Origin of the sequence: Streptomyces sp. NPDC051555 (assembly GCF_044454405.1) — a bacterium.
Classification (GTDB): domain Bacteria; phylum Actinomycetota; class Actinomycetes; order Streptomycetales; family Streptomycetaceae; genus Streptomyces.
The window spans coordinates 545,003-557,109 of sequence record NZ_JBITDP010000002.1; the positions used below are offsets into that span (position 1 = coordinate 545,003).

10 protein-coding genes and 1 pseudogene are annotated in these 12,107 nt (G+C 71.4%); 6 read left to right on the plus strand and 5 right to left on the minus strand.

Annotation, left to right across the window (positions count from 1 at the left end):
- Window positions 1-14 precede the first annotated feature (14 nt).
- Window positions 15-4,901: a DNA repair ATPase gene (locus ACIBEA_RS06920; protein ID WP_399258760.1), complete on the plus strand. Its 4,887-nt coding sequence runs from the start codon at window positions 15-17 to the stop codon at window positions 4,899-4,901.
- Here the strand turns inward: ACIBEA_RS06920 and ACIBEA_RS06925 are convergent.
- A pseudogene (locus tag ACIBEA_RS06925) lies at window positions 4,902-6,013 on the minus strand (sulfite oxidase).
- A 91-nt stretch (window positions 6,014-6,104) separates the two neighbouring features.
- Here ACIBEA_RS06925 and ACIBEA_RS06930 point away from each other — a divergent pair.
- Window positions 6,105-6,434, plus strand: coding sequence for a TfoX/Sxy family protein (locus ACIBEA_RS06930; protein WP_399258761.1), 330 nt, complete (start codon window positions 6,105-6,107; stop codon window positions 6,432-6,434).
- A 9-nt stretch (window positions 6,435-6,443) separates the two neighbouring features.
- Here the strand turns inward: ACIBEA_RS06930 and ACIBEA_RS06935 are convergent, their stop codons facing one another.
- Entirely contained in the window at window positions 6,444-6,887 is a 444-nt protein-coding gene (locus tag ACIBEA_RS06935; protein WP_399258762.1) for an SRPBCC family protein, read from the minus strand.
- A 15-nt stretch (window positions 6,888-6,902) separates the two neighbouring features.
- Window positions 6,903-7,559, minus strand: coding sequence for a CGNR zinc finger domain-containing protein (locus tag ACIBEA_RS06940; protein WP_399258763.1), 657 nt, complete (start codon window positions 7,557-7,559; stop codon window positions 6,903-6,905).
- A gap of 155 nt (window positions 7,560-7,714) precedes the next feature.
- On the opposite strand from ACIBEA_RS06940, the gene ACIBEA_RS06945 reads away from it, so the two are divergent.
- The 4 genes from ACIBEA_RS06945 to ACIBEA_RS06960 all read left to right on the plus strand — a co-directional run bounded on the left by ACIBEA_RS06945 (window position 7,715) and on the right by ACIBEA_RS06960 (window position 10,898).
- Window positions 7,715-8,266 carry a carboxymuconolactone decarboxylase family protein gene (locus ACIBEA_RS06945; RefSeq protein ID WP_399258764.1) on the plus strand — a complete coding sequence of 184 codons (552 nt, stop codon included), beginning with the start codon at window positions 7,715-7,717 and terminating at the stop codon, window positions 8,264-8,266.
- A gap of 93 nt (window positions 8,267-8,359) precedes the next feature.
- Window positions 8,360-9,292, plus strand: coding sequence for a pyridoxamine 5'-phosphate oxidase family protein (locus ACIBEA_RS06950; RefSeq protein WP_399258765.1), 933 nt, complete (start codon window positions 8,360-8,362; stop codon window positions 9,290-9,292).
- 5 nt (window positions 9,293-9,297) lie between these two features.
- A complete protein-coding gene (locus ACIBEA_RS06955) occupies window positions 9,298-9,708 on the plus strand; it encodes a nuclear transport factor 2 family protein (RefSeq protein ID WP_399258766.1) in 411 nt (136 codons plus the stop codon).
- 125 nt (window positions 9,709-9,833) lie between these two features.
- Window positions 9,834-10,898 carry an NAD-dependent epimerase/dehydratase family protein gene (locus tag ACIBEA_RS06960; RefSeq protein ID WP_399258767.1) on the plus strand — a complete coding sequence of 355 codons (1,065 nt, stop codon included), beginning with the start codon at window positions 9,834-9,836 and terminating at the stop codon, window positions 10,896-10,898.
- 61 nt (window positions 10,899-10,959) lie between these two features.
- Here ACIBEA_RS06960 and ACIBEA_RS06965 read toward each other — a convergent pair whose 3' ends face one another.
- The gene (locus ACIBEA_RS06965) at window positions 10,960-11,532 is read right to left on the minus strand and encodes a dihydrofolate reductase family protein (RefSeq protein ID WP_399258768.1); all 573 of its coding nucleotides are present in this window, start codon (window positions 11,530-11,532) and stop codon (window positions 10,960-10,962) included.
- Window positions 11,533-11,702: 170 nt separating this feature from the next.
- Window positions 11,703-12,104 (minus strand): sensor histidine kinase, encoded by a 402-nt coding sequence (locus tag ACIBEA_RS06970; RefSeq protein ID WP_399258769.1) that lies wholly within the window; start codon window positions 12,102-12,104, stop codon window positions 11,703-11,705.
- Window positions 12,105-12,107 lie beyond the last annotated feature (3 nt).

Sequence of the window (12,107 nt, forward strand, 5' to 3'; positions counted from 1 at the left end):
CAGGGAGCCACACCATGACCACCACGTCCCCCATGGACGCGGGCACCTACGAGGTGCTGCGCGACCGGCTCGCCGCGCAGGCCGGCGAGCTGGCCCGGCGGGCCGAGGCGCTCAACACCCTCCGCGTCGAGGAGTTCGGTTCCACCGGCCTGGCCCTCGATGCCAGCGAGCACATCCGCACCGAGCACCCCTGCACTCCCCGCGACATCGCGGCCGTCGGCAACAGCCTGCTCTTCGGCTACCACGCCTCCACCGCGCTGAAGGCCGAGACCGCCGTGGGTGACGTCTTCGCCCTGCACGGCCGTGACCTGGAGCCGCTTCCCGAGACGGCCGTCCCGGGCCTCCTCGACGACCCGGCCTTCCTCCGCGAGTTCGCAGCCCTCCACCGCTACTACCGCGAAGCCCGTCTCCTGCAACTACGCCATGTGGAGGGGAAACTGCTCGCCGTCTTCCGTACCGGCGAGACGAGCGAGGACATCCGCGTCTTGCGCTGGGCCCTGGCCCCGGACGGGACCGCCACCTTCCTGGACGGCCGGGGCGAGCGCGACCACGTCCTCCCGCCCTCCCACGACTTCGAGTGGACCGCCGCCACCCGTGAGGACCACGTCCTCGGCCGCCACCCGCACGTGTCCATCGGCGGCGCGGTCTTCGTCTCCACGGCCGGCGGGGCCCTCACCCTGAAGGCCGAGGGCGACACCGAAACGGCCGAGGGGTTCTTCTCCGAGCCGGTCAGCGAACCGCTCCAGTCCCTGGCTGACGCGGACATCGAGTACGCGCACGTCGGACCGCTGATCCTGCTGCGGGTACGCCCGTACAAGGAAGAGGTCCGGCGCCATCTGGTGTTCAACACCCTCACCGGGACCGCCGTGCGCCTCGACGGCATCGGGCAGGCCGCCCGCACGCTGCCCGACGGCCAGGGAATCGTCTTCCCGGGCGGCTACTGCCTCGCCACCGGCACCTCCAAGGCCTTCGACACCGCCACCGATGGCCTGGAGTACGAGCGGACGGTGCTCTCCCCCAACGGCGAGGACGTGCTGTACGTCTTCCACGCACGGGGGGAAGGCCGCAGCCTGCTCCTCCCCTACAACGTCATCCGCAAGGAGATCGCCATGCCGATCTCCTGCCACGGCCACGCCCTCTTCGACGACGGCGCGCTGCTGGTGCTGCGCGCGGACTCCGACGGGCCGGCCCGAGTGCACCCGCTCCAGCGCTGGAGCTCCCCGTACGTCTCCGACACCCACGCGGCAGCGCTGCCCGCCGGAGGTGGGGCACTGACACGCGTCGGCAACGCCGATCTCGTCCGCGGCATCTCGGACTGCCTCTCCCTCGCTGGTGCGGCATCCTCGACCACGCCAACCGGCGCCGGGTACACGGCCCTCGTCGCGGCCTGCGTCCGGGCCGCCGACCGGTACCACTGGCTCGGTGACCCCGAACTCGGCCTCTTGCGCGCCCCTTTGAGCGATCTCCGTACCACCGCCGAACAGGTGCTGTCCGAGTTCGAAACCGTACGGGCCCTGACCCGGCAGGCCGCCGAGGCGCTTGCCGAGGCCGCGGCGCGAACCGCCGCGCTCGTACGCCGTCTGCGCGGGGAGGCTCCCCGCGGCGCCGGTGGCTGGGTGGACGGTCTGACCGAACTGCGCCGCGCCCAGGGACGTCTCCTCACCGTCAAGGAGCTGCGGTACGCGGACACGGACCGCGTCGACGAGCTGGTCGGCGAGGTCGAGTCCGACATCGCCTCCTTCTCAGGCCGGGCCGTGACCTTCCTGGCGCGCGAGGACGCCTTCGCCGCCCACCACGAGGACGTCGACCGGCTCGCCGAGGACGCGGCCGCGATCGTCTCCGTTGCCGAGGCAGGCCCCCTCGCCGCCCGTCTCGACGAGCAGCGCGAGGGCCTGGAAACGGTCACCGAGGTCGTCGCCGGACTCGACATCGGCGACGCCACTGTCCGTACGTCCATCCTGGAACGGGTCGCCGAGGTGCTCGGCGGCGTCAACCGGGCCCGCGCCACCCTCGACGCACACCGCCGCGAACTCCTGGCGCGCGAGGGCCGGGCCGAGTTCGCCGCCGAGTCCGCCCTGCTGGCCCAGGCGGTCACCGGGGCGCTGGCCGCCGCGCATAACCCGGACGCCTGCGACGATCAGCTCGCCCGGCTCCTGCTGCGGCTGGAGACACTGGAGTCCCGTTTCGCGGAATCCGACGCGTTCCTCGCCGACCTGGCCTCGAAGCGCACGGAAGTGTACGAGGCGTTCTCATCCCGTAAGCAGACCTTGCAGGACGCCCGTGCCCGCCGGGCGGAACGGCTGGCGGATTCGGCCGCGCGCGTGCTGGAGACCGTCACCCGCCGCGCCGCCGCTCTCGACGGCGTCGACGCGATCAGCACCTTCTTCGCCTCCGACCCCATGGTCGCCAAGGTCCGCCGCACGGCCACTGAACTGCGGGAACTGGACGAGCGCACCCGGGCCGAGGAGCTCGACGGCCGGCTGAAAGCCGCTCGGCAGGAGGCCGTCCGCGCCCTGCGCGACCGCACCGAGCTCTACGCGGACGGCGGACGGACGGTCCGCCTCGGCCGCCACCGGTTCGCCGTCAACACCCAGCCCCTCGACCTCACTCTGGTCCCGCAGGGCGACCGCCTCGTCTTCGCCCTCACCGGCACCGACTACCGCTCCGCCGTCACCGACCCGGGTTTCGAGGCCACCCGGCCCTACTGGGGCCAGTCCCTGCCCTCGGAGAACGCGGACGTCTACCGCGCCGAACACCTCGCCGCCCGCCTGCTCGCCGAGTACGGCCCGGCCGCCCTCGCTGAGGAGCCGGACCTTGCGGCCCTCGTGCGCCACGCCGCCGAAGCCGCGTACGACGAGGGCTACGAGCGCGGGGTCCACGACCACGACGCCACCGTCATCCTGAACGTCCTGCTACGCCTGCACGAGTCTGCCGGCCTGCTGCGCTACCCGCCCCGGGCCCGCGCCGAAGCCCAGCTGTTCTGGGCGCACCGCACCACCGCCGAGGAGCGGACTGCCTGGGCCCGCCGGGCGACCTCGCTCGCCCGGGTCCGGGACGTCTTCGGAGCACCGCCCGCGATCGCCGATTTCCAGACCGAACTGGCCACGGCCATCGCCGGGGCCGACGGCGCGTCGGCCGCCGAGTACCTCTTCGAGGAACTGGCCTCCGGACAGGGCGGCTTCGTCACGAGCGCCGAGGCCCGGACGCTGCTGGAGAAGTTCCGCCGCGCGGTCGGCACCTCTGCCTTCGACGAGGACCTCGGCGCACTGCCCGCCCTGACGGACCGGCGTCAGCTCGCCGAGGCGTGGATCACCTCCTACGCCGCCGCGGCCGGTGAGCCCATCGCCCCGGGCGACCTCGCCGAGGCGGTCGCCGTGGAGCTTTGCCGGGGCCTGGACCGCTACGATTCGGATGTGCCCCTGGCCGGGACGGTCGAGGGCCTCCTCGGGCGGCACCCCCGCATCAGCGGGCGATCCCTCACGGTGAGGATCGACGAACTACTGGCCCGCACAGGAGACTTCGCGACGACCACCGTGCCCGGATTCCGCGACTACCAACGCCGGCGCGCGGCCCTGGTCGCCACGGAACGCGCACGCCTGCGGTTGGACGAGTACCGGCCCAAGGTCCTGTCCTCCTTCGTCCGGGGCCGACTGCTCGACGAGGTGTTCCTGCCCCTCATCGGAGACAACCTCGCCAAGCAGCTCGGCACCACCGGCGAGACCAGGCGGACGGACAGCAACGGCCTGTTGCTGCTCGTCTCCCCGCCCGGCTACGGAAAGACGACCCTCATGGAGTACGTGGCCGACCGGCTCGGCCTCGTCCTGGTCAAGGTCGACGGCCCCGCGCTCGGACACGCGGTCACCTCGCTCGACCCGGCCGAGGCACCGAACGCAACAGCCAGCCGCGAAGTCGAAAAGATCAACTTCGCGCTGGAGTCGGGCAACAACACCCTGCTCTACCTGGACGACATCCAGCACACCTCGCCGGAGCTGCTGCAGAAGTTCATCTCGCTGTGCGACGCCACCCGCCGCATGGAAGGCGTGTGGGACGGCGAGGCGCGCACCTACGACCTGCGCGGCAAGCGGTTCGCGGTCTGCATGGCCGGCAACCCGTACACCGAGTCCGGGCAGCGCTTCCGCATCCCCGACATGCTCGCCAACCGCGCCGACGTCTGGAACCTCGGCGACGTCCTGACCGGCAAGGAGCCGGCCTTCGCGCTCAGCTTCGTCGAGAACGCCCTCACCTCGAACCCGGTCCTGGCCCCGCTCGCCGGCCGCGACCGCGCGGACCTCGACCTGCTGGTCCGCCTGGCCTCCGCCGACCCCGCAGCCCACGCCGACCGGCTCGTCCACCCCTACGCTCCGACGGAGCTGGAGCAGATCCTGGCCGTGCTACGGCACCTGCTGACCGCCCGGGCCACCGTCCTGGCCGTGAACGCCGCCTACATCGCCTCCGCCTCCCAGAACGAGGAAGCCCGCACCGAGCCGCCGTTCCTCCTCCAGGGCTCGTACCGCAACATGAACAAGATCGCCGCCCGGATCGACCCCGTCATGAACGACGCCGAGCTGGCAGCGGTCATCGACGACCACTACACGGGTGAGGCCCAGACCCTCACCACAGGTGCCGAAGCCGGCCTCCTCAAGCTCGCAGAGCTCCGCTCTACCCTCACCCGGGAGCAGGCAGAGCGTTGGACGGCGATCAAGAGCTCGTACGTACGGGCCCGGACCCTCGGCGGCCCCGAATCCGACCCGCTCACCCGCGCGGTCGCCGCCCTCGGACTCCTGGCGGACCGCGTCGCCTCCGTCGAGTCCGCCATTACCCGCGCTACCGGCCCCCGGCACACGCCTGACCACCCCGCGGCGCGGCACGCCCTGCGACCGGCGGACGCGGAACGGCCGTGATCAGCAGCACAGGACCGGAACGTGCTGGACGAGGTTGTTGGCGAAGCCACCACGGTTCCACGGCTGTTCGAGGGGTTGGGTGTGCCCCTCGGCATCCGTGGCGCGCGCGATGAGGGTGTGCGTACCTGGGGTGGCCGTCCAGTCGCAGTGCCATGCCTGCCATGCCCACGCGTGCCGCTCCCTCGGTGCCACCTCGGCTTCCGCCCAGGTGCGGCCCCCATCGGCGCTGACCTGGACCCGCGCGACAGGCCCGTACCCCGACCAGGCTCGCCCCTCCAGCGACACGGGTCCCGGGTGCACCACACGGGTGCGCGACATGAAGTCGGGGAAGCCGGGCGGGATCATCAGGGCCCGTGGCGCGATCCTGGTGACCGGTTCGCCGGGCTCGTCGGGCGTCTGCCGCAGGCGGTAGGCCGCGACCTGCTGGAAGCCGGTGAACGGGGCGCCGGTCAGGGTGATGTCCCGGAGCCATTTCACGTTCGCCATGCCGTACCAGCCGGGCACGACGAGGCGCAGTGGGTATCCGTGCTGCGGGGGCAGGGGCAGGCCGTTCATCGCGTAGGCGATCAGCACCTCCGGGTCCGTGCCCGTGGCGAGCGGCATGGGAAGGCTGCGCTGGTAGTCTGCTCGACCCCGCGCTCCACACCGTGGTCGGCGCCCGTGAAGACGGCTTCGACGGCATCCGGTTCCACCCCCGCCTCCGCGAGCACTACGCACAGCGGCACTCCCGTCCAGTCGGCGGTCCCCACGGCCTCCACCAGCCACGGCTGGCTCACAGGCCGCGGGGACAGGCGTGCCCGACCGTTGCCCGCGCACTCCATGGTGACCCGGTGCATCACCGCGGGGAGCGCGCGCAGGGCCGTCATGTCCAAGGTCAGATGCCTGCGGACCCGGCCGCGGACGGTCAGCTGCCAGGTGGCCTCGTCGGCGGCGGGGATGTCGTAGTGGACCAGTACGTAGTGCAACCCGGCCGGGGTGACCTCGTAGCGGAGCGCTTCCAGGGGCAGACCGTGGTTGCGGGCCGCGAGGGCCAGCTCGTCCAGGCCGACACCCTCTCCGGCGGACGCGACCCGCCCGGGGGTGCTGACATCGCCCAGTGACGCCGGCTCCATCTCCCCATGGTCGCGTGCGCCGCCCCGCACCGGCACATCGGCGACGGTGTCTTGGCGCGCGGGCACCCGTACCGCGCAGGACAGTGGGTGCATGACGTACGACGAAGGGCTGGCCCAGCGGATCCGAGAGCGGCTCGGTGAGCGGCCCGCCGTCACCGAGAAGCGAATGTTCGGCGGTCTCGCTTTCCTGCTGCACGGCAACATGACCATGGCCGTGTCCGGTGAAGAGGTCGCTGTCCGTGTGGGCCCGGACCGGAGCGAACAGGCTCTCGCCCGCCCGGAGGCCCGGCCCATGGACTTCACCGGTCGCCCGATGCGCGGCTGGGTGACGGTCAGCGGCCCGGCCCTGGCGGAGGATGCCGTGCTGGACCACTGGATCACGACGGCAGTGGCGTTCGCGGACACGCTGCCGCCCAAGTGAGATCCGTACTCACTGCTCCAGCAGCGCTTTGAGGGCCGACAGGTCCTTGTGCTGGGCGCGGCGCATGGCCGCCGCCATCAGGGTGGCGCCGAGGGAGGCGAATCCGCTGGGCTCGCCCCGGTTGCGCAGCGTCATGCGGGTGCGGTCCGAGCCTTCCCCGTACGGCTCCCAGGTGTAGGTGGTCTCCATGGGGAAGGGGCCTTCGTCCGTGCGCATCACCAGTCGGCGCCCGGGCTCGTACGCGGTGATCTCGTACGTGTAGGCCAGCCGCCTGCCGAGGAAGCGGGCGACGAAGGCGACCTTGGAGCCGACCGCCACCGGCGGCGGGGTCCGCCAGTCGGCGGAGGTGATGTTCGCGTACCAATCGGGTGCGTGCGTGGGGTCGGCCGCGTAGGCGGCGACCCGGTCGCACGGGGCGGCGATCACGGCCTCGGTCAGCACGTCGACCTTCATGGGGGAACCTCCCGCTCAGGACTCGGGGTCGGTCTTGGTGGCACGGTGGCGCTGGTAGTGGCGCGCGACGCGGGCGCGGTTGCCGCAGCCGGCCGAGCACCATTCGCGGCGGGGGTGCTGCTTCACGAAGTAGAGCACGCAGCCCGGCGCAAGGCAGGCACGCAGCTGCGGTCGCATGTCGCCGGTGAACAGGTCGACGGCTTGTCCGGCGAGCATGGCGACCATCGCCTGCCCAGCGAGGTCGCTGGTGCGCACGATGCGGGTCGGGTCCGCGCCGGAAGGCCAGTGGAACGTCGTCCACACCGGCGTCGCGCTGCACGCGTCATTCAGTGCCGCGAGTGCGGCGTCCCGGGTGGCGATGGCCGACTGCGCGTCCGGCCTCGGGTCCTCGGTCGCCTCGGCGGCGAGCCTGCGCAATGCGTCCCTCAAGCCGCGCAGCCTAGCGGCGGTCTCTTCCGCTCCGGCAGGCCGTTCGGCGTCGAGCCAGGCACCGACCGCGGGAGCGGAGGGTGTCAGTCGGGGGCCGACGGCCCGCAGCCACGCGACGGCTCCGTCGGGGTCGGCGATCGCGTCGTGCACGCCGTCCCGATCGGCCCAGATCGTGTTCATCAGCTCGATCGGGAGCGGTTCGCCGAGCAGCGGTGCGCTCGTACCGGGGTCTGTGCTGTCCACGCGACCCACCTTACCAGGCACCTAATGGTTGAAGAGGCTCTACACCATTTGACTTCCCCGAAGATGGCTACCTATCTTTCTAACGACAGAAGCGCACCATAACCATTAGAATTGTGGTGGAGGTGTCGCCGTCTCCCCTCAGAAAGGCCACGAACATGTCGAGGCTCACCCCGATCGACCCCGCCACCGCGACCGGCCCGGCGGCCCCGCTACTCGCCCAGGTGCAGAAGTCCCTCGGCCTCACCCCGAACATGACCAAGGTGATGGCCAACAGCCCGGCCCTACTCAAGGGCTACCTGGCGCTCTCCGGCGCCCTGGCCAGCGGAGACCTGCCGGTGGGCGTCCGGGAGCAGCTCGCGATCGCCACCGCCGAGTACAACGGGTGCGAGTACTGCCTGTCCGCCCACACCTACATCGGTGAGCACATCGCCAAGGTCGACCCCGGTGAACTCGAGCGGGCCCGCCACGCCGAGGCATCCGATTCTCACACCGCCGCCCTGCTGGCACTGTCGGACTCTGTCGTCCGCGGCAGGGGCGCCGTGGACGACAGCATCGTGCAGGCGGCGCGGGACGCAGGCGTCACCGATGCCGAGATCGGCGAGGTGGTCGGCCACATCGCGCTGAACCTGCTCACGAACTACTTCAACGTGCTCGCCCAGGTGGAGAACGACTGGCCCGTCGTCACCCCGCACGTGCACGCCGCCTGAGCGGAGTCCGGCCCGCCCCTCTTCCCGGGCGGGCCGGGGCACCCGCCACGCCGTGCCATCGGCAATCCGTCCCGCCACCTTCAGGAGGCGGTCATGAGCAGATCGAACGAAACACCTCCCTTGGGCTTTCACCCCGGCGAACTCGCCGTACAGGAGCAGGCCGGCGTACGCGCAGAAGCTGCCCGGCTCTCCGGCATGCTCCGCCCACCCGACCTGCGTGGCGGGGCGGCCAGGTTCCTCGCCGAACGCACACTCGCCGCGCTCACGGCGCGCGACGACTCCGGCCGGCTGTGGATCTCACCGCTGACCGGACCGCCCGGCGTCCTCGACGTCATCGCGGCATCCACGCTGCACGTACGCACCTCACCCGGCTCGGACGACCCGCTTCACGGGCTCTCTCCCGGTCAACCGGTCGGCCTGCTGGCCATCGACTTCGCCACCCGGCGTCGCTTCCGGGTCAACGGGACGCTCACCACCGCGGACGAGGACGGCCTCACGCTCCAAGTCGATCAGGCGTACAGCAACTGTCCCCAGTACATCCAGCGGCGTCACCTCCAACCCGGACCCGCCGTCGCCGGGGGCGGGGACGGCTCCCCGGTGCGGTACGCCACCTCATTGGCGTCAGATCAGGCCCGCCTCATCCGTACGGCCGACACCTTCTTCCTGGGCACCACCCACCCGGAGCGCGGCAACGACGCCTCGCACCGCGGTGGGCCGCCCGGATTCGTCCGCGTCGAGGGCGACAGCCTCTGGTGGCCCGACTATCCGGGCAACAACATGTTCAACAGCCTCGGCAATCTGGCCGCCGACAGCGCCGCGGCCCTGCTGTTCGCCGATTTCGCCACGGGGCACACCGTGCACCTGTCCGGCACCGCGGTCCTGGAGTGGTCTCCTGATGGCTCCGACGACGATAAAGGCGGCACCGGCCGCCGGGTCCGCTTCCACATCGGCAGCGTGGCCGACGGCTCCGGCGCACCACGACACGCGCCGCATCCGGTCCGCCGCCCACCGCACAGGAAGGACTGATGGCAATGAACGAGCCGACACCGGAATCGAACGGCCACACCCGCCTCGCGTACATCCTCGGGGTTCCGCTCGCCCCGGAGGTCGAGCGGCAATGGCCCCAGATGGGCGAGGTCGTCCGCGGCAGCAAGCTCATCGGTGAGGTCGAGGGGAACTTCCCCGAGCTCACGCTCGAGGTGGGACGACGGCTGCGCCTCGACGACGATGTCATCGTCGTGGAATGGACCTGCGACTACGGCGACGGCCGCCTCTACCGCAACGTCACCATCGCCGAGCTCCGCGACGGCCGGGCCGTACGGGTCACCGACTACTGGGGCGAACCCACCTCCACTCCCCCGTGGCGCCGACCGCTCACCGCCCGCCTCGACATGCCGGGCGGCGGCATCTGGAAGGACCACGACCACCTCAGTCACCACTGACTTCCCGCCCGAAGCCCCCCGGCCGTCCCGCCCCCGTCGCCGTTCCCAGCGCTCCCGTATGACGGAAGTCTACGTACACGCGTGGGAGACCCTCCGGAGGCTCCGCACTGCGTAGCGTCCGGAGCATGCGCGTACTCGTCACCGGAGGGGCCGGGTTCATCGGCTCCCACATCGTCTCCGCCCTGAAGGCCCGCGGGCACGACCCCGTCGTCCTCGACGCCCTGCTGCCCACAGCCCACCCCGGCACACCGCCCCTGCCCGACGCCGAGTTCCTCCGCGCCGACGTACGGGACGCCGAGGCGGTCAGAGCCGCGCTGCGCGGAGTGGACGCGGTCTGCCACCAAGCGGCCATGGTCGGCCTCGGCAAGGACTTCGCGGACGCCCCCGACTACGTCGGCTGCAACGACCTCGGGACGGCAGTGCTGCTGGCGGAGATGGCGGCCGCCGGGGTGCGGGAACTCGTGCTCGCCGGGTCGATGGTGGTCTACGGAGAGGGCAGGTACACGTGCGGGCGGCACGGGACGGTACGCCCGGGGCCGCGCCGGACCGAGGACATGACGGCGGGCCGGTTCGAACCCCTCTGCCCCAGCTGCGGAGCCGAGCTCGCGCCGGGTCTGGTCGGCGAGGACGCCCCGACGGATCCGCGGAACGTGTACGCGACGACGAAGCTGGCCCAGGAGCACCTGGCGGCGAGCTGGGCCCGGTGTGTGGAGGGTCGTGCGGTGTCGCTGCGCTACCACAACGTGTACGGACCCGGCATGCCGCGCGACACCCCGTACGCCGGGGTGGCCTCCTTCTTCCGCTCCGCTCTCGCCCGGGGCGAAGCCCCGCGGGTCTACGAGGACGGCGCGCAACGAAGGGACTTCGTCCATGTCGCGGACGTGGCCGCGGCCAATGCTGTGGCACTCGAGGCGGTCGGTACCCGGCAGGCCGGGGCTTTGACCGCGTACAACACCGGCAGCGGGGAGCCCCACACGGTCGGCGAGATGGCCGCCGAGCTTGCCTCGGCGCACGGCGGACCGGTCCCGGTAGTGACGGGCGAGTTCCGCCTCGGCGACGTGCGGCACATCACCGCCGACTCCGCCCGGCTGCGCACGGAGCTGGGCTGGCGTCCGACGGTCGGCTTCGCCGAAGGCATGGCCGAGTTCGCCCGGGCCGGTCAGCGCGCGTCGGCGGGCGCGGTCGGCTGAGCCCGGGAACCGGCCGACCTCGTCGGCCGGTTCCGCAGCAGGTCGAGCGCAAAGGACCTTCTCAGCGGACGACGTCGAAGACGTTCTTCTGCAGGCCGTTGGCGTACGCCTCGTGCTCGACGAGCTTCAGCTTCTGGGTGTCCTTGTCCGTGCCGCTGAACAGCCGCTTGCCGGCTCCGAGGAGGAGCGGGAAGACGAGCAGGTGGTAGCGGTCGATCAGGCCGGCGTCGGAGAGGGCCTGGTTCAGGGAGGCACTGCCGTGGACGATGACCGGGCCGCCCTCGGTCTCCTTCAGCGCGGCGACCTCGTCGAGCGAGCGCAGGATCGTCGTCTCGCCCCAGTTCGACACCAAGTCGTCCTCGGCAAGAGTGGTGGAGACGACGTACTTCGGCATCACCTTGTAGTCGGCGAAGTCTTCCATGTCGGGCCACACCGGGCTGAAGGCCTCGTAGCTGGTGCGGCCCAGCAGCATGGCGGTGGCTTCCTGCTGCTCCCGCCCCTTGATCTCGAAGGCCTCGGGGAGGAACTCGACGTCCTTGAAGGTCCATCCGGAGTTGCGGTAGCCGGGCTCCCCGCCCGGGGCCTCCACGACGCCGTCGAGGGAGATGAAGGCGGTGCTGATCAAGGTACGCATCTGGGTTCCTCGGTATCTTCGGTATCTGGTGTCCGGTTGTCGGCAGTTTCGGTCGATGCGCGCCGGGCACATGCCCGTCTGTCGCACACCCACCATGATCTCTGACTGTGGATCATGAAGGAATTCATCGGTCGTCGCCGATTTCGATTCCGCGACCCGACCGTAACGGTCTACGCAGATGCGGGGAGGGTCAGTTCGAAGCGGCAGCCGCCGGGCACGTTGTGGACGTCCGCGCGCCCGGAGTGGGCCTCGGACGATCGCCAGGCCCGGGCCCGCACCCGAGGGAGGGGTACGGCCTGACTGCCGCGCCAGCCGGTGTCGAAGGCCCGGGGCAGGCCTTCCTCCGGGATGCCGCCGCAGGCGTCGGTGACGGACAGCACCACCGCGTCCGCGCGGCGTTCCGCGGCGATCGCGACCGTTCCGTCGGCCGGGGTGTGACGGATGGCGTTGACCAGCAGGTTGGACAGCACCCGCGTCATCTCCATTCCGTCGACCTCGACCGGCAGCGGAGCCGCGCCCGCACCTGCCAGGCGCACTCCGTGCTCGCGCGCGAGCGCGACGGAGAGTGACACTGT